The following is a 23,767-nucleotide window of genomic DNA, read 5'->3' on the forward strand; positions in this document are numbered from 1 at the left end:
GGCTCAGACCCCGGGCTCGTCGTACCGACTCCCGGCGAAGCTGCCGCCGACGAAGGCGTCGGTCCACGGGTCGGTCGGCAGATCGCGTCCGGCGAACACCTCGGCGTCGTCGGCGGAGCGGTACCCGAGCTCCGCGGCCGCGGTGAGCGACCAGCGCCGACGGGTGTTGTCCGAGACGCCCCACACCACGCGGAAACCGGGCGAGCGGACCGTGACCGCGGCCTCGACGAGCCGGGCCACGTCGTCGGGCGAGAGCCAGGTCGCGAGCGCGCGGGCGTCCGGCGGTTCCTCGATGCAGGTACCGATGCGCAGGCAGACGACGTCCAGGCCGTAGCGGTCGTGGTAGAGGCTGCCGAGCGCCTCGCCGGCCACCTTGGCCACGCCGTAGAACGTGTCCGGACGGGGCGGCAGGTCGTCCGGGACCGGGTCGACGGCGGGGTGGAAGCCGACGGCGTGGTTGCTGCTGGCGAACACCACGCGCGGGACTCCGGCCCGGCGGGCCGCCTCGAACACGGTGAACGTGCCGTGGATGTTCACGTCGAGGATCTCGTGCCACGGCGCCTCGGAGCTGATGCCCCCGAGGTGCACGACCGCGTCGGCGCCCCGGCACGCCGCCGTCAGCGCGTCCAGGTCGGTCACCGACGCCGTGACCACCTCCTCGCGCTCCCCCGGGTCCTCGACGGTGGCCACGTCGAGCAGGCGCAGGATGCGGTCCGGGCGGGCGAGGCGGGGGCGCAGCATCCCGCCGATTCGCCCTGCCGCGCCGGTGACGAGCAGCGTGTGGGTCATGGTCGCCATGGTGCGGCACGGGACGGGGTACTCCACCGGCACGCACGGCGAGCGGAGCCGTCGGAGGAAGGGACTCACACATGAGCACGGAGAAGAAGGCCGACAACAAGATCGACGAGGTCGCGGGCAAGGTCAAGGAGGCCGTCGGCAAGACGGTCGGCAACGAGTCCCTGACCGCCGAGGGCAAGGCCCAGTCGACCAAGGCCAACGTCAAGCAGGCCGGCGAGAAGGTCAAGGACGCCTTCAAGTAGGCCGCCCCCGACGACACGAACGGGCCGTTCGTCACCTTCTTCGGTGAGGAGCGGCCCGTTCGTGCGTCAGGAGCCGAGCAGCTGCGCCCGGATCTCCGCCTTCAGCACCTTGCCGAGCTTCGAGCGGGGCAGATCCGGCCAGATCTCGACCTGCTTCGGGCTCTTGACGCTGCCGATGCGGGCCTTGACGAACGACGTCACCTCGGCCGGGTCGACGCTGCTCCCCGGCCGCAGCTGCAGCACGGCCGTGACCCGCTCGCCCCACTTCTCGTCGGGCAGCCCGATCACCGCACCGTCGGCCACCGCGGGGTGCGCGAGGAGCGCCTGCTCGACCTCGGTGGAGTACACGTTGAACCCGCCGGTGATCACCATGTCCTTGGCGCGGTCGACGATGAACAGGAACCCGTCGTCGTCGAGGTAGCCGATGTCCCCGGTGTGGTGCCAGCCGTGCTTCGACGCCTCGGCGGTGGCCGCCTCGTCGTCGAGATAGCCGCGCATCACCAGCGAGCCGCGGACCACGATCTCCCCGCGTTCGCCGTGCTCCAGCAGGCGGCCGTCCTCGGCCATGATCGCCACGGTGACCATCGGCGAGGGGCGCCCCGCCGACGAGAGCCGGGCCGTCGCGATCGCCCCGTCGGGCCCGACGTGGTCGGCGGGCGCCATCGTCGAGATCATCATCGGCGCCTCGGTCTGGCCGAAGAGCTGCGCCATCACCGGCCCGATCCGGGTCCACGCCTCCTCCAGCCGGGAGGCCGACATGGGCGCCGCGCCGTACCAGAAGCACTGCAACGACGTCAGGTCGCGCCCGGGCAGCGACGGGTGGTCCAGCACCATGTAGATCAGCGTCGGCGGCAGGAACGTGTGCGTGACGCGGTGGCGCTCGACGTGGTCGAGGAAGCCCCCGACGTCGGGTGAACGCATGATCACGATCGAGCCGCCGCGGCGCAGCACCGGGAAGCACAGCACCCCGGCGGCGTGCGTCAGCGGCGCCAGCGCCAGGTAGACCGGGAGGCCGCCGCCCGCCGGCCACGGGTAGCTCATCAGCGTGATCGCGGTCATCGACTCGAGGTTCGTGCCGGTCAGCATCACGCCCTTGGGCCGGCCGGTGGTCCCGCCCGTCCCGACGATCATGGCGAGGTCGTCGCCCGGGTCACGGTCGACGTCGTCGGCACCCGTCGTCAGGAAGTCCTCGAGGCGCACGGCCCAGTCGGGCCCGCCGTCGTCGAGGCAGACCAGCGTCCGCAGCCGCGGCAGGGCGCCGCGGATCGCGTCGACGAGCGGCGCGAAGGAGGCCTGGAAGAAGAGCACCGTGCAGCCGAACAGCTCGAGCAGCTCGCGGTTCTCGGCCGCCTCGTTGCGCGGGTTGACCGGGCACCAGATCGCCCCGGCGCGACTGATGCCGAACACGCAGGTGAACGCGGTGGGGTCGTTGGCCGAGAGGATCGCGACCCGCTCGCCCGGCGCGACCCCGTCCGCCACCAGCGCCGACGCGACGCGGCCGGCCAGCCGCGTCACGTCGGCGTAGGTCGCCACCTCGCCGTCGCAGACCAGGCAGGGCGCGTCGGGATCCAGCGACGCACCCTTGTCCAGGTGGTCGACGAGCCGCATCACATGCCCATGCCGCCGTCGACCGGCAGGCCGGCGCCGTTGACGAAGCGGGCCGCGTCGGAGGCCAGGAAGACCACGGCGTCGGCGATGTCGGAGACCTCGCCGAGCCGCCCGGACGGGGTCAGCTCGACGACGGCGCCGACGGCCGCCTCCGGGCTGTCGAACAGCCCGAGGCCGGCGGTCTCGACGGCGAGCTTCTGGCCCATCGCGGTCGGAACCAGACCCGGGTAGACGCAGTTGACCCGCACGCCGTAGCCGAGCTTGCCCGACTCCATCGCGGCGACCCGGGTGAGCCGGTCGACACCGGACTTGGTGGCCGAGTAGCCGCCGATGGAGGGGAACGCGATGGTCGCGGCCACGGAGGCGACGTTGACGATCGCCCCGCCCTGACCCGCGGGGCCGCCGGGCCGCATCGCGCGGAAGGCGTGCTTGATGCCCAGCATGGTGCCGAGCAGGTTGACCTCGAGCATGCGCCGGACGTCGTCGGGCTCGGTGTCGACGAGCAGCTGGGTGACCTCGAGCCCGGCGTTGTTGATGACCACGTCCAGCCCGCCGAGCTCGCGGACGGTGTGGGCGATCGCGGCGTCCCACTGCGCGTCGTCGGTGACGTCAAGCGCGACGAAACCCGCCGTGCGACCCTCGCTCGTCAGCGACGCGGCCGTCCGCTCCCCCACGTCCTTCGCCACGTCGGCGAGCATCACGGCCGCCCCCGCGCCGGCCAGCGCGCGGGCCATGCCCTCGCCGAGCCCCTGCGCCCCGCCGGTCACCAGCACCCGGCGCCCCGTCAGATCGAACGCGCTCATGTCGTCCCTCCCGCCGACCCCCGGGCCGGCCGCACATCGTCGTGTCGGTGGTGTGGATCACAACCTAGGGAGGTTCTTGGACGAGCGTCAAGAATTCCTCGGACGAGTGTCCAGACGGGCGGGTTAGGCTGCCCGGCGTGACCAGCACCGACGACCGGCTGGCGCGACGGCAGGTGGACAAGTTCTCCGAGCGCCGTCGCCAGCTCGCCGACGCCGCCCTGCAGACCCTGGCGACGCAGGGCTACGCGCGAACGAGCCTGCGCGACATCGCGAAGGACTCCGGCTTCAGCGTCGGCGTGCTGCACTACTACTTCCGCGACAAGGTCGAGCTGATCACCGACTGCGTGCGGCGCTACAAGGCGGCCTGCGTCGAGCGCTACGACGCGATCGCCGCGCACGCGACCGACCCGGAGACGCTGCTGCGCGACGCCGGCGACGGGCTCGCGGCGACACTGGAGCAGGACGCCCTGCTCCACCGGCTCTGGTACGACCTGCGCGCCCAGTCGCTCTACGAGGAGTCCTTCCGGCTCGACGTCGCCGACATCGACGCGAGCCTGGAGCGCATGATCTGGCGGATCGTCACCGCCTACGCCGGCCTCGTCGGCGTCGAGCCGCGCTGCACGCCCGGACTCGCGTACGCCGCGTTCGACGGGCTCTTCGGGCAGGCGCTGCTGCGCCACCTCTCGGGCGACGCGGACGCGCTGGACGACCTGCGGGCGGGGACGCGGGTCCTGCTCGAGCGGCTGGTGTGATCAGCGGGGCCGCAGTCCGTCCGTGACCAGATCGAGGTAGCGCTCCCGGTTCGTGCGGTCCTCGTCGGGCGCGCGCACGAGCAGCAGGAGCAGGTCGTCGAGGTCGACGTCGGCGCGGAATTCCCCGGCGTCCCGGGCCGCGGCGACCAGCGCGTCCAGCGCCATGACCGCCCGCGCCGCCGAGCCGGAGGCGTCGTGGGCCGCGACCAGGCGCCACGCCTCGCGGGCGCCGTGGCCGGCCGGCAGCGGGGCGATCAGCACGTCGAGTTCGTGTCGGGCGGACGCCCCGCGCCGCACCCGTTCCCGGGCGACCTCGGCCCGCACGGCGAGGTCGCGGGTCGCCTCGCCGACCATCGCACCGACCAGATCGGCCTTCGTCGGGAAGTGGCGGTAGAGCGTGCCGACGGCGACACCGGCTCGCTCGGCGAGCGCGTCCATCCGGACGGCGTCGCCCTCGCGGGCCACCAGTTCCCGTGCGGCGACGACGATCTGCTCGCGGTTGCGCCGGGCGTCGACTCGCACGCTCACAAGATGAACCCGGGTTCCCGCGCTGCCAAGCGCCCGGACGGCCGAGCCCGACCCGCCGTCGGGAAGATTCCCGACGACGGGTCGGTGCGATCGGGTCAGGCGTTCGCCGGACCCCACTGCGGCGGGGCGGTCTCCGCCTCCATCTCGAGCTCGGCGGTGGCCTGCACCAGCTCCATCAGGTCCGGGTCGAGCCCCGGACCGAACTCCTCCGGACGCTCCACGGCGATCCCCGGGAAGGGGATGCCCTCCGGGGCCTGCTCCGTGGACAGCGTCGTCCCGTCCTTCGACGGCGAGGTACCGCGGATGATCTTCCCGGCCTCGCTGAGCTGGTCGAGGCTGAAGGTGTACTGCTTGGACTGCAGACCCTGTTCGGTCAGCTTCTTGACCTCGGGGAACTGCTCGGCGTTCGTCTTCGGGATCGGCAGGAGCTTGTTCCACTCCACGCCGAGGGCCTCGAGCGCCTTGGCGTAGCCGTTCTCGTGGGCCTGGTCGCGCACGATCAGGTACGCGATCGTCGACCGCGCGGTCTTGTTCGAGGTCATCTCGTAGAGCCGGCACTTCTGGAGGCGGCCGGTCGACTCGAGCATGAGGTTGTAGAGCAGGTTCAGCGGCAGGTTGCCGCTGTCGTAGACATACTTGCCCGTCCACGGGTCGCCCTGGGCGTCCACCGGCAGGGCACCCTGGGCGCCGACCAGCCAGTGGTGGATGTTCCCGCCCGAGAGGGCCAGGTCGAGCGGCGTGGCGCCGCCGGCACCGGGCTCGTCGAGCGACGTCGGGTTGCCCTGGTAGCGGGGCGAACCGTCGACCAGCTGCGCGATCGTCGAGGCGATGAGCTCGACGTGGCCGATCTCCTCGGTGCCGATCCCGTAGAGCAGGTCGCGGAACGGCTTGCCCGTCGGTCCGCGGAAATTGAAGCTCTGGAACAGGTACTGCATCATCGTGCGCATCTCGCCGAACTGGCCGCCGAGACCTTCCTGCAGCGCGTTCGCGGCCGCGGGATCCGGCTCGTCGGCCTCGATCTGGTTGAGCATGCGCTGGACGTGGAGGAACACAGAGAACCCCTTCGGTCGGGGGAGGATTGGCGCGACGCGTCTCCTGGCTCGGACGGCGTCGACGACGGGCGGCGGGTGGACGCCGGAGGCCGTCGCCCAAACGCGGGATCGCCGGGGCGGTCGAGTCAGCGGTTCCCGGCGGGCCCGGGATCGGCCGCGGCGCGGCCGTCGGACCCGTACTGATCGGCCGGTGCAACGACCGGTTGCCCGGAGAGGGTCGGAGCGGTCTACTTCTGGTCGATGGAGAAGGGGACACCGCGCGCGCTCGGCGAGGAGCCGGATGCGCTCGCCGCCGTGCTCGACCTGCTCGACCGCATCGATCCGCTGCTCGGCGAGCTGGACCCTGCGGACGACACCCTGCACGCTTCGATCGCCTCCGAGACCACCGCCATGCACCGGGCACGGGCGAGACTGAGTCGGGATCGAGCCCGGCAGATGCGGGAGAGGCTGGAGAGCGTCCGGCGGCGGGCGACCGAGCTCGCGGAATCGATGCGAAGCCTCCGGGCCGAGCGAGCCGTCGAGACGTCGGGCCCTTGGTGGGATCCCCTGCGAACCGCCTCCGCGCACCTGCTCGGGGCCCACCTCGAGGACCGGGACGACGTCCACCGGCACCTGCTCCTCGCCGCTCGCTCGGCGGTGCCGACCGCTGCAGGCGTCGGCCTCGTGTGGCACGACGAGGATCGGCTCGTCGTCCTCCACGAGGACGACCCGGTGCTCGACGCGCTGGTCGCACGCGACAGGGCCGTCGGTACGGGCCCGACGCACGCGGCCCTCGCGGGTGCCGACGTACGGGTACCGGACCTGCCCCACGACCGGCAGTGGCCGGACCTCGCCCGTGACCTGGCGGGCCTCGACGTCCGCAGCCTCCTGGGGATCCGGCTGACCGGGCCGGGGCAGGACCGCAACGGCGACCACACCCACGTCGCCGCCATCTGGCACGCCCCGGGTGCCCACGCCCTCGACGGTGCCCCGCCCGTCGTCGCCACCCTCCTGGCGCAGCAGACCGCGCTCGTGGTCGCCGGGGCGCGCCGCGCCGCCGACCTGAACCTGGCGCTCGACACCCGCGACGTCATCGGGCAGGCCAAGGGCATCCTGGTCGCCCGTGACCGTCTCTCCCCGGAGGATGCCTTCGACCGCCTGGTCGAGGCGTCCCAGTCGTCGAACGTGAAGCTGCGCGACGTGGCGGTGTGGCTGGTCGAGGAGACCCGACGCGAGTGAGGCGTCCGGGTCCGGACGACGGGTTCGCTGCGGCTCAGGCGCGCAGGGTGCGGCTCGGCGAGACCCCGTAGGTCTGCCGGTACATCGTCGCGAAACGGCCCGGGTTGGTGAAGCCCCAGCGCGCGGCGATGCCGGCGACCGTGTGGCCCCGGGTCGGGTCCGCCGCGCACAGGTCGCGGTGCGCGTGTGAGAGGCGCACCTGGCGCAGGTAGCCCATCGGGGAGCCGCCGCGATACCGGTTGAACGCCAGCTGCAGGGCCCGCGGACCGACGCGGGCGGCGGTTGCGATCTCGTCGAGGGTCACCTCTTCGCCGGCGCGGGCCTCGATGAAGTCCACCGCACGCCGGAGCGCCGCAGGCTCCGGCTCCGAACGAGCGCCGGGGTGCCGGGGGACCAGCGCGGCGACGAGGTGTCGCGCCGTGACCTGCACCGGCTCGTCGAGCTCGGCCGCGACCTCCAGGAGGACCTCGAAGGCGGCGTCGGGCGCGAGGTCGAGGTGACGGGCGAGCAGGGAGCGGGCCCCCGCGACGTCCGGCAGCGTGTCGGAGACGTCGTCGTCGGCGAGGACTCGCTCGAGATGGGCCACGAGGTGGTCGAGCAGCGCCCGGGTGGTGCCCTCGACGACGTGGGCCCCGCCCCATCCGACGAGCAGCGCCCCGCGCCCCTCGTCCAGGTCGAGGGCGCGCAGCGTGTGCAGTCCCGCCGCGTCCGCCGCGGCGGCGAGATCCGGGAGGTCCTCGGCGTCCGCGGGCAGCTCGACCGGGCCGTCCGTCGCGGCGAGCGCCGCGAGAGCTCGCTCGTCGAGCACCGACGCCGCGTCGCGGGCGACGATGCCCGAGGTCCTCGCGGGGTGCGTCTCGTCCCTCGGGAGCAGGAGCCGCACCCACGTCGCCGCCGGGACCACCTGCCGTGCCAGCTCCACGACCCGGTCGGCGCGCTCTGCGGCGGTCACGTCGGCCGGACGCGCCCGCGAGACGGCGTGGACGGCGGCGAGTTCGGCCGTGTCCCCCTCTCCCGGCGGCACGACGGGAGGGGCAGCGGGTCGCCGTGTCCGACGGGACACCCGTGCGACCTCGTGGGCCTGACGACGGACCTCGGCGACCTCCTTCCGGAGCCGGCGCGCCTCCGTGCGGGCGAGGTGCGCACGACCCTGTCGGATCGTCCGGTTCTCCTGGGCGGAGACGTCCTCGCCCGCCAGCTCGCCGAAGGCGTCGAGGCGATCCGTCATCGTGTCGAGGAGCTCGATCAGACCGGCCAGGTCCTCGTCGATCCCGTCGTGACGCACGGGGACATCATCCCCCTCGTCGGACCGCTCGTCACTCACCGTGGTCCGGGTCAGGCCGGGGTCGGATCGAGCTGGTCCATGAGGATGATCGCGCCGTCCGGTCGCCCCTGGCGCCCGAACAACGGCGACACCCCGATCGCGAGCTGCACCGTGCGTCCGCGGCGATTGATCGCCTCGATCCGCAACGGGTCCTCGCGCACGCCCTCCCCGTGCAGGACGTCGCGGACGAGGGGGCGCACCCGGTCCGTCGCGAGGCCGATGTCGAGGTTGAGCAGGTGCTGGCCGACGGCCTCGTCGGAGCGCAGTCCCCACAGGTCGTCCGCCCGCCCGTTCCAGGCCTGCACGATGAGCTCGCTGTCCACGACGACGACCGCGGTGCGCATGCTGCCGAGGACCGACTCCAGGAAGTCGTTGGCGCGATCGAGCTGGGAGGTCCGATCACGGAGCTCGTCGTTCATCGACTGCAGCTCGTCGTTGGTGGACTGGAGTTCCTCGTTCGTCGTCTCCAGCTCCTCGACGGTGGACTGCAGCTCCTCGTTCGTCGTCTCCAGCTCCTCGACGGTGGACTGCAGCTCCTCGTTCGTCGTCTCCAGCTCCTCGACCGTGGACTGCAGCTCCTCGTAGGCGGTCTCCACCTGGCGGTGGGCCGTCTGGAGCTCGCCGGTCATCCGGCGATAGCGGGTGACGTCGGTGAAGAACAGCGCCACCGCCGGTCCCTCGTCCGCCTCGCCGGGCAGCGGCACGATCTGGATGTCGAAGAACAGGGTCTCCGACGACGACCGCGCGAACTCCGCCTCGTGCTGCCACAGCGCGGTGCGGTTGCGGCGGACGTCCTCGTACGAGGAGCGCAACCCGGCGATCCGGTGGCAGATCTCGAGCTCGCTGAAGCGACGGCCCACCTCGCGCGGGGTGGTGCCGAGTTGCACCTCCGCACGGCGGTTGGCCTTCGCGACGACCTCGTCGGCGGTGACGAGGACGGTCGCCAGGGGGCTGGACAGGAGCGCCTCGTCCTCGAGCCACCCCTCGGCTCGCAGGGCCGTCGACGGGGACCGACCGAGCGTCGAGGCGCTCCGGGGCCCGGGCTCGACCTGGTCGGCCTTGCGGAAGAACCGGCGCTTGACGTCGACGGGCAGGAAGAGTCGTCCGTGGCTGAGGAGCATCTCGGCCTTGCCGAGGAACAGCACGCCGGTGGCGTTGAGCGCGAAGTGGAACCGGCGCAGCACCTGGGCCTGGGTCTCCGCGTTGAGGTACATCAACGTGTTCCGGCACACGAGCAGGTCGATGCGGCCGATGGGTGCGTCCTGCACGAGGTCGTTGCGGCCGAAGATCACGCACCGGCGCAGGTCGCTGCGGAAGGTCCACCGCGAGCCGGACCGTTCGAAGTACCGCTCCCGCCAGCCCGACGGGAGCGACTGCAGCTCCTTCTCGGAGTACGTCGCCTGGCGGGCCGTCGTGAGGGCGTCCTCGTCGACGTCGGTGGCGTAGACCTTCACCCGGGCCCGGAACTCCTCGATCCCGAGCGCCTCGGCGAACACCATCGCGAGGCCGTACGCCTCCTCGCCGCTCGCGCAGCCGGCCGACCAGACCCGGATCGCGTCGCCGCGGGCCTTGGGCGCGAGGAGCTGCGGGACGATCTGGTCGGAGAGCTCGCGCCATGCCTCGGCGTCGCGCAGGAATCCGGTGACGTTGATCAGCACGGTGTTGAAGAGCTGGGTGAACTCGGCGGTGTCCACCTGGAGCCGGTCGAGGTACTCCGAGAACGACACCGCCTCCACCTGCTGCATCCGGCGGGCGACCCGGCGCTGAATGCTCGACCGCTTGTAGCCGGTGAAGTCGAAGCCGCGGCTCTCCTTGAGGAAGACCAGGAGGCTCTCGAACTCCGCCTCCTGCGCGGGATCGAGCGGTACCGCCCCGACGGCTGCCCAGGCCTCCCGTTCCTCGGCCTCTTCCGTCCCGTCCCTGCGGGCCTCGTCGTCGGTCACGGTGGCTCGCCCCCCTGCGGGCTCGGGATCAGGTCACGGACGACGGCCGCCGCGGCCAGCGCGTCGCGAGCAGTCTGCCGCGCCCGCTCCGCGGTGCGCGAGGAACCCCGACCGTCCGCATGACGGGCGATCCGGTGGTGCAGGGCCGCCTTCTCCTCCAGGGCCCGCAGCGCGGTGTCCAGGGCCCGCTCCGCCCGGGTGTCCTGCCCCGCCCGGAGACTGTCCTGCGACCAGGCGTGGCCGATCCGGCACCGGTAGCGCAGCACGTGTGGGTCACCCACGTCGTAGAGCGGTCCGTCGCAGTCCGGGCACGACAGCCCCGCCGCCGGTCCGGGAGGCTCGGACTCGGCGAGGCGTTCCCCGCGCGCCACGTCCACCTCGAACCCCAGCCGTTCGCCGCCTCGTCGCCGGGTGGCGAGGGCCGGCCGGGTGGCCAGCGCCGCGAGCAGGGGCCCGAGGTCCGCGCCCGGTCGGACGAGGGCCCCGGGGACCTGGCGCAGCGCGGCCTCGGGCATGCCCGGGTAGATGGCGTCGTCGGGGTCCTGGACGACCGCCGTCCCGCCGTGGCGCACGAGGTCCAGGAGCCCCGCCGAGCCGTCGTCGAGCATGCCGGACAGGACCACCCCGACCGCGGCCGAGCGCTCGTACAGCGCGAGCGACCGGAACAGCGGGTCGATGGCGGGGCGATGCCCGTTCTCACGCGGCCCGCGCGAGACCCGTTGGACGCCCTTCTCGACGAGCAGGTGGTGGCCGGGGACGGCGACGTGGACCCGGCCGGACTCCACCGGCTCGCCGTCCCGCGCGGGCACGACCGGCAGCGCACAGCGACGGTCGAGCAGGTCCGCGAGCCGTCCCGGCGCGGTGTCGGCCTGGTGGAGCACGACCAGCACGGTGGCCGTGAAGTCGCGCGTCAACCCGGCCAGGACGGCGCTCAGGGCCTCGACGCCCCCGGCGGAGGCGCCGATCCCGACGACCCGTGTCCCGTGGTCGTCCACGGGTCAGCGCTCCGGGGTCGAGAGGGGGTTCAGGAACACGAGGCCTCCAGCCGCACTCGGACGGCGTCGGGCCGTCGACCGGGCTGGAGGAGGTCAACCCGCCCCCAGTCGTACCATCTGTTCAGAGGTCGCGGGCCACCTCGTGCGGCATGGCGCGAGGCGACGCAGCCGGACCGACGCGAGAACCGGATCGCCGGACGGATGCCGAGCATGATGCTCCGGATCACGAGAGACGTCACGCCCGGGTCGGCCGGCTCGTGCCGGGAGAGCGACACGCTGCCCAGGAGCTCCGTCGCCGGCGCTCGGAGGGCGGTGTCAGCCTCGATGGCCGGCCCGGGACCCGCCGAAGAGGCTCGCGAGGAGTCCCCGCCGACGCCGGCGCCGGGGCTCGAACTGCGGGGCGACGGCCGCGCCGAGCGCGAAGCGGACGAGTTCCTCGTTGCCGGTGGCCGACCACACCCCGTCGGGGCCGGTGAGGGTGTCCTCGAAGCCGATCCGCGTGTCCAGCCCCTGGCGCCGGGCGTACTCGAGGACCGGCCAGGCCCCGTCCTCCTCGCCGTGCAGCAGGACCGGGACGTCCATCGGCCGCAGCTCGCGCAGCATGCGGACCGCCTCGACGACGGCGGTGTCGGGGTCGGTCACGGTCACCTCGACCGCGACCCGCACCGTGTTCACCGGGACGCCGACCACCCGCAGCTGGACCGCGTCCACCGTCGTCCAGACCCCGAGCTCGATGCCCAGCCCGACCGAGGCCACCGCCTCGCACACCGTCTCCCAGCCGCGCTCGTGCACGCTGACCGCGACGACGTCCGGGCGGGCGTCCCGGGGCAGGCGCGCCCACTCCTGCACCAGCTCGGTGCGGCGGAACGCGTTGGGCTCCACCCACCGTGCGAGGGGGATGCCGATCTCCATCGCCGGCGCGGCCTGCCGGATCGCACGGACGGTGTCCGCGACGACCCGGGTCTCCAGGCTCTCCCGGCCCTGCTCGTCCCGCGGGTGCACGTGGAAGCTGCGCACCCCGAGGGCGGCGACCGCGGACGCGTCCCGAGCGAGGGTCTCGGGCGTGTTCGGCAGCGCCGGGGTCACGCCACCGGGGCGTGACCCGTTGGGGCAGCACTGCAGCACGATCGGCTCCCGACGGTCCGTGACGTCCGGTGTATGCCCCATCGTGGCACCACCGCGACGCATGTGCAGACGCCCGCAGCGGGTGACACCTCTCCGGATACACGAAAGCGCGGCGCCCCGGGGCATTCCGCGATCCGGTTCGGCGTGGCCTTCGGGCGGGTGGCACGGAAGCATGGCGGTCATGTCGCCGGACGTCCCGACGTCACCCGAGGACCTGATCACCCTCCGGCTCGCGCGCCGGGTGCTGCGCCGCGACGTCGGTCGGGTCGCCGACCTCGCCGGGGGGCTGCTCGCCGGCACCCACCAGCTGGACCCGCGCCGGCTCACGGTGTTCTCGACCGTCACCGAGCAGCTCTGCGACGAACTGGTCGGCAACCAGGCCTTCGAATCGGTGCTGCTGTGGCCGACGCTCGAGCGGCACGCGCCCGAGGCGGTCGCCGCGGTGGCGCCCGACGCACGGCACGTCGAGCTGCGCGGGGTCTTCGACGAGGCCCGCCGAGCGTCGCGCACCGTCGTCCGGAACCTCACCGCGCGTCCCGCGGCGCTCGCCACCGCGACCGACCACCGGGACACCGGCTCGCTCGCCCGGGCCTGGGACGCCGTGCGTGACGGGCTCGGCGGGTTCTTCGACGCCACCGACGACCTCCTCGTCACGGTCGTGACGACCGCGGTCCCCCGGGCGGAATGGGTCGAGGTCCTCGAGGAGGCGCGCCGCCGCCTCCCGGACCGGAAGGCGGCGGCCGCCCGGGTGCTCGAGGTGGCCACGCCGGAGGAGCTCGCGCTGCTCGGCGACCGGCTCGGACGGCGGGCCCCGCTCGGCCGGCGCGGTGCGGGCCGTCGGCGGCGGACGGACGACGCCCTGCTCTTCGGCGCCGACGGCGGCTGACCCGTCAGGACACGGCGGGGCTCGGCACGCCGTCGACCATCGCGGCGCGGCAGCGGCCGACCAGCTCTCCGAGCAGCGCCGCCGACCACGGCGTCCACACCCCGGGGCCGGTTCCGAGCGCGTCGGCCTCGGCGAGGGCGTGGAGGATCTCGAGCAGGACGGAGTCGCCCTCGAGCACGGCCACGACCTGCCGCACCGTCGCCGGGTCCCCGGGATCGTGCCTCCGGACGGTCCGTGGGAGCAGCCGGTGGTGGCGGACCGCCCGCTCCAGGGTCCCGGTGTCCGCCGCGGACAGCCCGAGGCGCCGTCCGATGTGACCGGCGAGCACGGCCCCGACGACGAGGGGGTCGTCGTCCCGCCCCCGGCCCAGGTCGTGGACGAGCGCGGCGAGCAGCAGCAGGTCCGGTCGGGACACGCGCGAGGCCAGCGCGGCGGCGTGCCGGGTCACCTCGACCAGGTGGCGGTCCACCGTCCAGACGTGGCGGGCGTCCCCGGGCGGCAGGTCCCGCACCACGCCCCACTCCGGGAACAGCCGGCCCCACAGGCCGGCACGGTCGAGCGCCTCGACCACGGCGACCAGGCCGTCACCGGCCCCGAGCAGGGCGAACAGCTCGGTCCGGGCCGAGTCCGGCCAGGGCGCCCGCAGCTCGGGCGCGGCGTCCGCGAGACGCCGCAGGGCCTGGGGGGCGATGGGGAGTCCGGTACGGGCCGCGGCCGTGGCCAGGCGCAGGACGAGGACGGGGTCGCGGGCGACGGAGGCCCGGCGGGCCGGTGTCACCTCCCCGGCGTGCTCGACGACGCCCTCCCCGAGGGCGTGGCGCGGCGGGGTGCGGGGCGCGACCGCGGGGCGCGCCCGGCGCAGGGCCGCGTCGGTCGCGGCCGTCACCGCCCGGGCCGCGCCCGACACCGACCGTGCGAGTGCGTGGTGGTCGGAGCCCGCGTCGACGAGGTCGCGGGCGTCCTCGGCGAGCAGGACGTCGCGGGCCCGCCCCGCCCGGCGGTGGAGTTCGGTCCGCAGGTCGAGCAGGAGCGTCCGGGCCGCCCGGACGTCGGCGGACGGTGCGTCGACGGTCCCTGCCACGGCGAGGGCGTCGAGGAGTTCGACGTCGCGCAGGCCGCCGCGCCCGTCCCGGAGCTCCGGCTCGAGACGGTGGGCCACGTCGTCGGCGCGCCTCCACCGGGCCTGGGTGAGCTCGACGAGGTCGTCGACGCGGGTGCGCCACCCGGCCCGCCACGCCCGACGCGCCGCGGCACCCAGGCGGTCGGCGGGTTCCGGGTCCCCGGCGATCATCCGGGCACCGAGCAGGGCGAGGGCGATCCGGACGTCGTCGAGCGAGGTCTCCACGGCCTCGCCGACGGTGCGGACCGGCGGCTGCGCCGCGAGCCCGGCCGCCTGCAACGGCGGTCCCAGGGCCTCCGCGAGGGCGGCCGCCCGGTCGGGCCGGGCACCGTCGTGCACGAGCAGCAGATCCAGGCCCGAGTACGGGGCGAGCTCCCGGCGGGCGAGGGAGCCGACCGCGACGAGCGCGGTGCCGCGGGCGGCGCCGGAGGCGGCCACCCGGGTCGAGAGCCAGAGGTCGTGCAGGTCGACGAGCGCTCCCCGCAGCGCTCCGGGCCCGAGCCGGCGGGCACCCACGGGTGGGGTGATCAGAGCGGCACGCGCCCGGAGCAGGTCGGTCGCGTGGTCGGTGCTCGTCGTGGACGTGGTGGGACGGGACCTCCTCGGGTCCCCGGGGCCGGAGCCGAGCATCCGGACCTCTCGTCTCGTGGCGTCCGGCCGGACCGGCACCGGACCCGCCTCGTCGTGACGGCGGGTCCGGGCGGGTGTCAGCGGTCCGTCGTCGTCGCGACCGCGACCGGCTCGGGTGCACCGACGCCGTTCGACGAGCCCGCCGAGAAGCCCGAGTAGTCGTAGCCCGACTCGGCGTGCTCGGTCTCGTCGATCCCGACGGCCTCGGCCTCGGACTCGATCCGCAGGCCCATGGTCGCCTTGACCACCAGCGCGATGATCGCGGTGAGGACGCCGCAGTAGACCATCACCGCGAGTGCGGCGATCGCCTGGATGCCGAGCTGGCCCCAGCCCCCGCCGTAGAAGACGCCGCCGGCGCCGGCCGGCGAGCCGTCCCAGGCGAAGAAGCCGATGAGCAGCGTGCCGACGAGACCACCGACGAGGTGGACGCCGACCACGTCGAACGCGTCGTCGAAGCCGAAGCGGTACTTCAGGCCGACGCCGAACGCGCAGGCGAGGCCGGAGATGAAGCCGATCGCCATGGCGCCCAGCGGCGTCACCGCGGCACAGGCCGGGGTGATCGCGACCAGGCCCGCGACGATGCCCGAGGCCGCACCCAGCGAGGTGGGCTTGCCGTCGCGAATCTGCTCGATGATCAGCCAGCCGCAGATCGCGGTGCAGGTCGCGACGACGGTGTTCATGAACGCGTAGGTGGCGGAGAAGTTCGCGACCGCGGCCGAGCCGGCGTTGAACCCGAACCAGCCGAACCACAGCAGCCCGGCGCCGAGCATGACCATCGTGAGGTTGTGCGGGCGCGCCGCGTCGTTCGGCCAGCCCCGGCGCTTGCCCAGGATGAGGGCGAGGACGAGGGCGGCCATGCCGGCGTTGATGTGGACCGCGGTGCCACCGGCGAAGTCGACCGCGGCGATGCCGCTGGCGATCCAGCCGGCGTCGAGGTCGAAGACCCAGTGGGCGATCGGGAAGTAGACCAGCAGCGCCCAGATGAGCGAGAAGACCATCCAGGAGTTGAACTTCATCCGGTTGGCCACCGCACCCGCGATCAGGCCGACCGTGATGATCGCGAACATCCCCTGGAAGGCGGCGAACGCGAGGTCGGGCAGCCCGTCGGTCTGCACGGTCTCGGCGAGCAGGCTCGAGAGCATGAAGTACTGCGCGGGGTTGCCGAACCAGCCGCCGACGGTGTTGTCGCCGAAGGCCAGCGAGTAGCCGACGATCACCCACAGGACGCCGACCGTGGCGAACGTCGAGAAGACCATCATCATCATGTTGAGGACGCTCTTCGAGTGGGCCTGGCCGCCGTAGAACAGCGCCAGGCCCGGCGTCATGAGGAGGACCAGCGCCGAGCTGGTCAGCATCCAGGCGATCGTTCCGCTGTCGAGTTCCACGACCGGCGGCTTCCTTTCACTCAACCGGACATTGCGGCCGGAACGATCGTGTGAGGACGTTTCAAGCGAACACCTCGTGTGGGTCGGGAGCGTTACGTACCGCCCGGTGGGATGACGTCCTCGTGACACGAGGTGTCGCCCCCACCCGCCGTCGGGAAGAAGGAGGCCGTGCCACCGATCCACCCCGACAGCCTCAGCGGCCCGAGCCGCGTCCTGCGCTGGGCGGCGGGCATGGGGCTGATGACCGTCAGCTACCTGCGCGACCGGCAGCTCATCGTGCGGTCCGAGGAGCCCGGGGACGACGCGGACCTGCCCGCCACCGTGCCCGCGGACCTCACCGACCCCCGCGTGCAGCACCAGCAGCACGGCCGCGGACCGCTCTTCCACCGCCGCTTCACGGTGCTGATCGACGGCGCCACCGCCGACGCGACCGGGCTCATGACGCAGGTCCGGGGCGACCTGGAGAAGCTCCTGCCGAAGGAGGTCGCGGCGGTCACCCCGCACGGCGACGGCACGCCACCGAAGCCCGGGGACGAGTTCGTCGTGCGGATGCCGGGGCCGTGGGACGGGCCGGTGCGCGTCATCTCCAGCGACGACACCCACCTGCGGCTGACGACGCTGGCCGGGCACCTCGAGGCCGGGCAGATCGAGTTCCGGGCGGACGACGAGGCCGACGGACTGCGGTTCACCATCGAGACCTGGGCCCGGCCCGCGTCCCCGCTGCTGGACCTGCTCTTCACCCACCTGCGGGTGGCCAAGGAGATGCAGCTGTTCATGTGGGTCCGGGCGTGCCTCGCGGCGGCGAAGCTGGCCGGGGGGCGTCCGCACGGGCACGTCTACGCGCACACCCGACGGGTACGCGCCTCGGACGGCCGCTGAGGGCTACCGTCGCGGGCATGACGGAGGCCACCACCACCGAGCACGACGTCAAGCCCCGCAGCCGCGACGTCACCGACGGCCTGGAGCGTGCGGCGGCACGCGGGATGCTGCGCGCGGTCGGGATGACCGACGACGACTTCACCAAGCCGCAGATCGGCGTGGCCTCGTCGTGGAACGAGATCACCCCGTGCAACCTCTCGCTCGACCGGCTCGCGGACGCCTCGAAGCAGGGCGTGCACGCCGCCGGCGGCTTCCCCATGGAGTTCGGGACGATCTCGGTCTCCGACGGCATCTCCATGGGACACGAGGGGATGCACTACTCGCTGGTCTCACGCGAGATCATCGCGGACTCCGTGGAGACCGTCGTCCAGGCCGAGCGGCTCGACGGGACGATCCTGCTCGCCGGCTGCGACAAGTCGCTGCCCGGGATGCTCATGGCCGCCGCGCGGCTCGACCTCGCGTCGGTGTTCATCTACGCGGGCTCGATCATGCCCGGGCACGTCGACGGCAAGGAGGTGTCGATCATCGACGCCTTCGAGGCCGTCGGCGCCTGCGCCCGCGGGCTGATCACGCGGGAGAAGGTCGACGAGATCGAGCGCGCCATCTGCCCCGGGGAGGGCGCCTGCGGTGGGATGTACACCGCCAACACGATGGCGTCCGCCGCCGAGGCGATGGGCATGTCGCTGCCCGGTTCCGCCTCGCCGCCCTCGGCCGACCGGCGGCGCGACGGGTTCGCCCGCGCCTCGGGCGAGGCCGTCGTCGGGATGCTCCAGCGCGGGCACACCGCCCGCGACATCATCACGCGGGAGTCGCTGGAGAACGCGATCGCCGTGGTGATGGCGTTCGGCGGCTCGACGAACGCGGTGCTGCACCTGCTCGCGATCGCCCGCGAGGCCGAGGTGCCGCTGACGCTCGACGACTTCAACCGGATCGGGGACCGGGTCCCGCACCTCGCCGACGTGAAGCCGTTCGGCCGCTGGATGATGAACACGGTCGACCGGGTCGGCGGCGTCCCCGTCGTCATGAAGGCGCTGCTGGACGCCGGGCTGATCCACGGGGACTGCCTGACCGTGACCGGTCAGACGGTGGCGGAGAACCTCGAGGACCTGGCGCCCGCGGGCCTGGACGGGGAGATCCTGCGACCGCTGACCGACCCGATCCACCCGACCGGCGGCCTGACGATCCTGCGCGGCTCGCTGGCGCCCGACGGCGCGGTGGTGAAGTCGGCGGGCTTCGACTCGGCCGCCTTCGAGGGGACCGCTCGCGTGTTCGACGGCGAGGCGGGGGCGATGGAGGCGGTCTCCGGGAACACGCTCCAGCCCGGCGACGTGGTGGTGATCCGCCAGGAGGGTCCGCGGGGTGGCCCGGGCATGCGCGAGATGCTCGCCGTCACCGGCGCGATCAAGGGCGCGGGCCTCGGCAAGGACGTGCTGCTGCTGACGGACGGCCGCTTCTCCGGCGGCACGACGGGGCTGTGCGTCGGCCACGTGGCGCCCGAGGCCGACCACGGCGGGCCGATCGCCTTCGTCCGCGACGGCGACCGCATCCGCCTCGACCTCGCCGCGCGGACGTTGGACCTGCTGGTCGACGACGACGAGCTGGCGTCCCGCCGCGAGGGGTGGACCACTCCCCCGCCGAAGCACCGCACCGGCGTGCTGGGCAAGTACTCGCGCCTGGTCGGCTCCGCCGCGGAGGGTGCGGTGGTGGGGTTCGACTGACGGCGGGTCGCCACCGCCCGCTGGTCAACGGGCCCTCAGTGCTGCTCGGACGCCACTGCAGCAGCGCTGAGGGCCCGCTCGGCGGCGGCGCACCTCGCGCTCGCAGCGACCCCCCTCACCCGGTGATCAACAGGCACCCAGCACTGTTCAGACGCCTCTGCAGCAGCGCTGAGGGCCCGCTCGACAGCGGCGCACTGCGGTGGCGGAGAAAGACGGAACCGTTCTGGTGCCGGCGCACTCCAAGCGAGTGTGGAGACACCGACGCGATGGACCAGCCTGCCGTTCCGGGGATCCCTGGCGGTGGAGCTCGGCCTGCTCACCAAGGCACAACTGCGAGGACCGGCTTTCCGGCGCCTGCACCCCGACGTCTACATCGGGGCGGAGGCCGAGATCGACGTCGAGACGCGGGTGCAGGCCCTCTCGGTGTGGAGCCACGACCGCGGGATCATCGCCGGCCCTCTGGCCGCGCTCGCCTACGGCGCCGACTGCCAGTGGGAGGACCCCGAGATCGTCCTCGACCAGCACTGCCGCCGGAGTCCGGCCGGCGTCCTCACCCGGGTCGACCGGCTACCCGAGGACGAGGTCGACTCACGGTTCGGCGCCCTGCTGACCTCGCCCGCACGGACGGCGTTCGACCTCGCCCGGCGATCACCGCTGGTCGAGGCCGTCGCCGCCGTCGACGCCCTGGCCTTCCGCGAGAAGTTCGGCGCGGACGCGCTCCGACGGGTCGCCGACCGGCATCCGGGGGCGCGCGGGTTGGTCCAGGTTCGGCAGGTGATCGACCTGATGGAGCCGCTCGCGGAGTCGTTGCCGGAGACCCGGCTGCGGCTGGGGCTGCTCGAGCGCGGGGTGCCACCGGCGACAGCGCAGCTCAAGGTCAGGCTGCGGACCGGGAAGGGGACGCGCCTCGACCTCGCGTGGCCCGAACACATGGTGGCGCTCGAGTACGACGGACCGGAGCACCGGTCGATCTCCGGCCAGAACCGGGACGCCTTCGATCGCGCGCGGCTCGGGGACCTCGGGTGGGACATCGGTGTGGTGACCTCGGCGATGGTCATGGATCCGCGCGCCTTCGACGAACTCGCCGCCCGAGTCCTCCGGAAGGTGACGTGAAGGCACCGTCGAGCGAGCCCTCAGCGCTGCCGGAGGGCCGTCCGAACAGCACCCAGTGCCCGCTGATCACCGGCGGTGTTTCGGCCCCCGTGGCGTCAACCGCCGTCGGCGACCTGGGCGTTCGGCTCCTCGTCGTCGATCAGCGCCCGACGCTGCTGTTCGCGGGTGCTGTAGGCGGCCTGGCGGACGGCGTCCGGGCTGGTGAGTCCCGATCCGAGGGCACCGGCCACGATCCCCATCGAGCCGGACAGCACACCGAGGCGCAGGTAGGACCACAGCACGTCCGGCCACGCGTCCGTCCCCGGCAGCAGGGAGGGCGGGATGACGAGCAGCGCCACGAGCGTCGTGATCGTCATCAACAGGGCCGCCATGCAGATGACGCCGAGCCCGATCGTCGCCGTGGTGGCCGCGTTGAACAGCGTCGCCTCCGACCGGTGGAACCGGGCGGCCGCCCGTTCCCACAGCCCGTTGTCGACGATCAGCCACACGACCATCGCGATCACGGCGATGGCCGCCACCACGGTCAGGCGGACCGGCGAGAGGGACTCCGCCAGCTGCCAGATGTTCGAGTAGAAGACGCCGAACGCGGCGCCGGCGGCCGCGGCGGCCATCGCCTTGGAGAGCGAGGGGACCAGACGCCACGGTCGGTTCGCGCGCACCAGACCGCAGAGCAGGCGGAACGTGCCGCGCGTGCCCTGCAGCGCGAGGTGCGAGTCGATGCCCTCCTCCTCGGAGGCGATGCGCGCGACCGGCGGCGAGAAGTGGCGGTGCGGACGCACGGGCTCGGCGCCGCGGTGGCCGAGCAGTCCGTCGGCGACGAGGTCGACGAGCGCCCGGCGGAGCCGGCGCCGCAGCGACACGGCGCCAAGCGCCGGCAGGGACACCAGACCCACGCCCTCGTCGGAGCCGTAGTCGGACACCAACGGTTGCGTGCCGGCGCGGCGGGGCAGGTCGGTCACCAGCACGACCACGTCCCAGCCGTGCTCACGCCGGAGCCGGTTGCCGCGGCGCAGCATCGGCAGCAGACCCTCGGCGTCGAGACCCACCGGGCCGCTCGCGGTCTCGATCCGCCAGCGGTAGCCGGACACGGCGCCGTCGAGGGCGTCGGGGAGGTCGGAGGCGACGCGGGCGACCAGGTCGCTCGCGAGCCCCGGGTCGGCCAGCAGTCCGACGACGACCTCGTCGGACGCCTTCTCGTCCGCGCCGGACGCGGACGCCTGCACCGACACCTCGTCGGCGAGCGGCGTGCCGTCCGCGGGCGCACTGCCGTCCGGGGTGAGGGCGGCCTCGTCGAGGGACCCGACGTCAGGAGCTCCCGCGTCGAGTTCCGGCGTGTCGAGCGCCGCCGTGTCGGGGGCGGAAGGGTCGGAGGCGTCGGACGCCTCGGGGCGCACGGACGTGTCAGGGGAAGCCAAGGAGAACTCCGGGAGGCGCAGCCGAACAGCAGGAGCGGCCCGCGTCGTTCTCGACGGGCTGGGAGCCGGCGGACGCCGGTCCGATCCAGGTGCCCACCGGATCCGGGACGCACACGTCGCGATCGGGCGTGTGAGCCCACGCACTCCGGGGGTAGCCGTCCGGCGGTTGACTCTCCCAGCCGTCGAACCCCTCGCCGACGACGGGAGTCCCGCATGTCGATCGACCACGCCACCGTTCCCCTCGCTGCCGGCACCGGCCCGGCGCGGCGTGCCCTGGCGGACGCGACCGCGCAGGCCGCCGAGGTGCTGACGAGCACCCACCCCTCGAAGGTCGGCAGCGACCGCACGCTGCTGCTCGCGTTGGCGCGCGCCAAGGCGGCCGCGGAGTCCGGTGAGGACGGCACCGACGGCCGGGCGGCCGCGGCGATCCGGACCGCCAGCGCTCTGCTGGCCGCCGGGCAGACCGAGGAGGCCTACCTGGCGGTCGACGAGGTGCGGAGCCTGTTCCCGCGACGCTGAGCGGGGACCTCATCCGACGGGTCCTCGCCGGACGGGCCGGGACGTTCGCCGCCGCACACCGCGATGCGCCAGTCGTCCGGGGGCGGCGTGAGCACGTCGTCGGCGCGGACGGGGGGCTGCTGCTGATCGGACACCGGTACCTCCCGGGGACGGGGAGTCGGACGGCGTCGGGTTGAACCGTGAGGGATCCCCACGGCACCAGACTCCCCCGCCCGAGGTCAACCCAGGGCGCCGAGGAACGCCTCCGCCCAGCGCGCCACGTCGTGCTCGGCCACCTGCGCGCCGAGCGCCGACATCCGCCGTCGGGAAGCGTCCGAGCCGACCTCCGCCGCCGCGTCGGCGATGGCCGCCGCCACCCCGTCGAGGTCGTGCGGGTTCACCAGGCGCGCCTCGGTCAGCTCCTCCGCGGCCCCGGTGAACTCGGAGAGCACGAGGTCGCCGCCGTCGTCAGGGCGGGTGGCCACGTACTCCTTCGCGACGAGGTTCATGCCGTCGCGCAGCGGGGTCACGAGCGCCACGTCGGCGGCGAGGTAGAGCGCCGCGAGCTCGTCCGGCGGCAGCGACCGGTGGACGTAGTGCACCACCGGACGCCCGATCCCGGCGTGCTCGCCGTTGATCCGCCCGACGGTGCGCTCCACCTCCTCGCGGGTGCGCCGGTACGCGTCCACCCGCTCCCGACTGGGGGTCGCGACCTGCACCAGCACCGTCGTCGCCGGGTCCAGCCGCCCCGTGTCGAGCAGTTCGGAGAACGCCTCGAGCCGCACGCCGATGCCCTTGGTGTAGTCCAGCCGGTCCACGCCGAGCAGCACCGTCGCGGGGTCACCGAGCTCGGCGCGCAGCGCCCTGGCGCGGTCCGCCGTCGACGGGTCCTCGCCGCGGCGGGCGAAGGCGGCGCTGTCGATGGAGATCGGGAAGGCGCCGACCCGGGTGGTGCGCCCGCCGAGCCGGATCTCGCCGCCGGCCGTGCGCAGCCCGATCGGGCCGTCGTCGACCTCGGCCCCGCACAGCCGCTGCGCGAGCCACCGGAAGTTGGCCGCGCCGCCCGGGGTGTGGAACCCGACGAGGTCGGCCCCGAGCAGGCCGTCCACCACCTCGCTCCGCCACGGCAGCTGCTGGAAGAGCTCAACCGGCGGGAACGGGATGTGCAGGAAGAAGCCGATCCGCAGGTCGGGGCGCCGCTCGCGCAACATCCGCGGGACGAGCTGGAGCTGGTAGTCCTGCACCCAGACGGTCGCCCCCTCGTCCGCCACGTCCGCGGTGGCCGCGGCGAACCGCTCGTTGACCGTGCGGTGCACCGACCACCACGAGCGGTCGTAGACCGGGGTGGCGATCAGGTCGTGGTAGAGCGGCCACAGCGTCGCGTTGGCCGCGCCCTCGTAGTGCGCCGCGATCTCGTCGGCGTCGAGCGGCACCGGGTGCAGGGTGACGTCCGGACCGATCGTGTCGTCGCCGAACGGCTCCGGCGCCGCGTCGGGCACCCCCGGCCACCCGACCCAGGCCCCCGTCCGCGCGGCGAGGGTCGGGGCGAGGGCGCTGACCAGACCGCCGGGCGCGGCCTGCCAGTGCTGCTCGCCGTCCTCGCCGGTGACGAGGTCGACGGGCAGGCGGTTGGCGACGACGACGAACTCGGCCATGAGCGGCGTCTACCCACGCCGGTCCGGGGCGGACACGTGTCGCCGGGCGCGCGATCGGGCACCCGGATGATCGGTTGACC

At 73.7% G+C, this 23,767-nt stretch carries 21 protein-coding genes; 8 read left to right on the plus strand and 13 right to left on the minus strand.

Annotated elements, in window-relative coordinates; all coding sequences use genetic code 11:
* Positions 1-3: 3 nt before the first annotated feature.
* Positions 4-789, minus strand: coding sequence for an NAD-dependent epimerase/dehydratase family protein (locus tag QRT03_RS28010; protein WP_286056447.1), 786 nt, complete (start codon positions 787-789; stop codon positions 4-6).
* An 80-nt stretch (positions 790-869) separates the two neighbouring features.
* Here QRT03_RS28010 and QRT03_RS28015 point away from each other — a divergent pair, with 80 nt between their 5' ends.
* Entirely contained in the window at positions 870-1,040 is a 171-nt protein-coding gene (locus QRT03_RS28015) for a CsbD family protein (protein WP_286056448.1), read from the plus strand.
* Positions 1,041-1,106: 66 nt separating this feature from the next.
* On the opposite strand, the gene QRT03_RS28020 is transcribed toward QRT03_RS28015, so the two are convergent.
* Together QRT03_RS28020 and QRT03_RS28025 are read right to left on the minus strand one after the other, a co-directional pair.
* Positions 1,107-2,648 carry an acyl-CoA synthetase gene (locus tag QRT03_RS28020; RefSeq protein ID WP_286056449.1) on the minus strand — a complete coding sequence of 514 codons (1,542 nt, stop codon included), beginning with the start codon at positions 2,646-2,648 and terminating at the stop codon, positions 1,107-1,109.
* A complete protein-coding gene (locus tag QRT03_RS28025; protein ID WP_286056450.1) occupies positions 2,648-3,451 on the minus strand; it encodes an SDR family NAD(P)-dependent oxidoreductase in 804 nt (267 codons plus the stop codon). Before QRT03_RS28025 ends, QRT03_RS28020 begins: the two co-directional genes overlap by 1 nt.
* 137 nt (positions 3,452-3,588) lie before the next feature.
* On the opposite strand from QRT03_RS28025, the gene QRT03_RS28030 reads away from it, so the two are divergent.
* Complete coding sequence (locus tag QRT03_RS28030; RefSeq protein WP_286056451.1) at positions 3,589-4,203, plus strand: TetR/AcrR family transcriptional regulator; 615 nt, start codon at positions 3,589-3,591, stop codon at positions 4,201-4,203.
* On the opposite strand, the gene QRT03_RS28035 is transcribed toward QRT03_RS28030, so the two are convergent.
* Together QRT03_RS28035 and QRT03_RS28040 are read right to left on the minus strand one after the other, a co-directional pair.
* A complete protein-coding gene (locus tag QRT03_RS28035) occupies positions 4,204-4,725 on the minus strand; it encodes a helix-turn-helix domain-containing protein (RefSeq protein ID WP_286056452.1) in 522 nt (173 codons plus the stop codon). It lies immediately after the preceding gene.
* Positions 4,726-4,826: 101 nt separating this feature from the next.
* Positions 4,827-5,783: a manganese catalase family protein gene (locus QRT03_RS28040; RefSeq protein WP_286056453.1), complete on the minus strand. Its 957-nt coding sequence runs from the start codon at positions 5,781-5,783 to the stop codon at positions 4,827-4,829.
* Positions 5,784-6,023: 240 nt separating this feature from the next.
* Here QRT03_RS28040 and QRT03_RS28045 point away from each other — a divergent pair, with 240 nt between their 5' ends.
* On the plus strand, positions 6,024-7,001 hold the full coding sequence (locus QRT03_RS28045; RefSeq protein WP_286056454.1) for an ANTAR domain-containing protein: 978 nt from the start codon (positions 6,024-6,026) through the stop codon (positions 6,999-7,001).
* A gap of 34 nt (positions 7,002-7,035) precedes the next feature.
* Here QRT03_RS28045 and QRT03_RS28050 read toward each other — a convergent pair whose 3' ends face one another.
* From QRT03_RS28050 to QRT03_RS28065, 4 genes are all read right to left on the minus strand, one after another.
* Positions 7,036-8,286 carry a helix-turn-helix transcriptional regulator gene (locus QRT03_RS28050; protein ID WP_286056455.1) on the minus strand — a complete coding sequence of 417 codons (1,251 nt, stop codon included), beginning with the start codon at positions 8,284-8,286 and terminating at the stop codon, positions 7,036-7,038.
* Positions 8,287-8,336: 50 nt separating this feature from the next.
* On the minus strand, positions 8,337-10,268 hold the full coding sequence (locus QRT03_RS28055; protein ID WP_286056456.1) for a CheR family methyltransferase: 1,932 nt from the start codon (positions 10,266-10,268) through the stop codon (positions 8,337-8,339).
* Positions 10,265-11,263: a chemotaxis protein CheB gene (locus tag QRT03_RS28060; RefSeq protein WP_286056457.1), complete on the minus strand. Its 999-nt coding sequence runs from the start codon at positions 11,261-11,263 to the stop codon at positions 10,265-10,267. The genes QRT03_RS28055 and QRT03_RS28060 overlap by 4 nt, the downstream gene beginning before the upstream one ends.
* A 315-nt stretch (positions 11,264-11,578) precedes the next feature.
* Complete coding sequence (locus tag QRT03_RS28065; protein ID WP_286056458.1) at positions 11,579-12,430, minus strand: 3-keto-5-aminohexanoate cleavage protein; 852 nt, start codon at positions 12,428-12,430, stop codon at positions 11,579-11,581.
* 139 nt (positions 12,431-12,569) lie between these two features.
* Between QRT03_RS28065 and QRT03_RS28070 the strand changes: the two genes are divergently transcribed.
* Positions 12,570-13,274 (plus strand): hypothetical protein, encoded by a 705-nt coding sequence (locus tag QRT03_RS28070; protein ID WP_286056459.1) that lies wholly within the window; start codon positions 12,570-12,572, stop codon positions 13,272-13,274.
* A 4-nt stretch (positions 13,275-13,278) separates the two neighbouring features.
* On the opposite strand, the gene QRT03_RS28075 is transcribed toward QRT03_RS28070, so the two are convergent.
* Positions 13,279-15,024, minus strand: a complete 1,746-nt coding sequence (locus tag QRT03_RS28075; RefSeq protein WP_286056460.1) for a [protein-PII] uridylyltransferase family protein — start codon at positions 15,022-15,024, stop codon at positions 13,279-13,281.
* Positions 15,025-15,101: 77 nt separating this feature from the next.
* The gene (locus tag QRT03_RS28080) at positions 15,102-16,379 is read right to left on the minus strand and encodes an ammonium transporter (RefSeq protein WP_286056540.1); all 1,278 of its coding nucleotides are present in this window, start codon (positions 16,377-16,379) and stop codon (positions 15,102-15,104) included.
* Positions 16,380-16,577: 198 nt separating this feature from the next.
* On the opposite strand from QRT03_RS28080, the gene QRT03_RS28085 reads away from it, so the two are divergent.
* The 3 genes from QRT03_RS28085 to QRT03_RS28095 all read left to right on the plus strand — a co-directional run bounded on the left by QRT03_RS28085 (position 16,578) and on the right by QRT03_RS28095 (position 20,119).
* The gene (locus QRT03_RS28085; protein WP_286056461.1) at positions 16,578-17,288 is read left to right on the plus strand and encodes a DUF1990 family protein; all 711 of its coding nucleotides are present in this window, start codon (positions 16,578-16,580) and stop codon (positions 17,286-17,288) included.
* Between the two features lie 17 nt (positions 17,289-17,305).
* Positions 17,306-19,006 carry a dihydroxy-acid dehydratase gene (gene ilvD, locus QRT03_RS28090; RefSeq protein WP_286056462.1) on the plus strand — a complete coding sequence of 567 codons (1,701 nt, stop codon included), beginning with the start codon at positions 17,306-17,308 and terminating at the stop codon, positions 19,004-19,006.
* 300 nt (positions 19,007-19,306) lie between these two features.
* On the plus strand, positions 19,307-20,119 hold the full coding sequence (locus tag QRT03_RS28095) for a hypothetical protein (RefSeq protein ID WP_286056463.1): 813 nt from the start codon (positions 19,307-19,309) through the stop codon (positions 20,117-20,119).
* A 95-nt stretch (positions 20,120-20,214) separates the two neighbouring features.
* On the opposite strand, the gene QRT03_RS28100 is transcribed toward QRT03_RS28095, so the two are convergent.
* Positions 20,215-21,534, minus strand: coding sequence for a hypothetical protein (locus QRT03_RS28100; protein ID WP_286056464.1), 1,320 nt, complete (start codon positions 21,532-21,534; stop codon positions 20,215-20,217).
* 213 nt (positions 21,535-21,747) lie between these two features.
* On the opposite strand from QRT03_RS28100, the gene QRT03_RS28105 reads away from it, so the two are divergent.
* The gene (locus tag QRT03_RS28105; RefSeq protein WP_286056465.1) at positions 21,748-22,053 is read left to right on the plus strand and encodes a hypothetical protein; all 306 of its coding nucleotides are present in this window, start codon (positions 21,748-21,750) and stop codon (positions 22,051-22,053) included.
* A 218-nt stretch (positions 22,054-22,271) separates the two neighbouring features.
* Here QRT03_RS28105 and QRT03_RS28110 read toward each other — a convergent pair whose 3' ends face one another.
* Entirely contained in the window at positions 22,272-23,687 is a 1,416-nt protein-coding gene (locus tag QRT03_RS28110) for an alpha,alpha-trehalose-phosphate synthase (UDP-forming) (protein WP_286056466.1), read from the minus strand.
* Positions 23,688-23,767 lie beyond the last annotated feature (80 nt).

Origin of the sequence: Actinomycetospora termitidis, from assembly GCF_030286555.1 — a bacterium.
GTDB classification, from domain to species: domain Bacteria; phylum Actinomycetota; class Actinomycetes; order Mycobacteriales; family Pseudonocardiaceae; genus Actinomycetospora; species Actinomycetospora termitidis.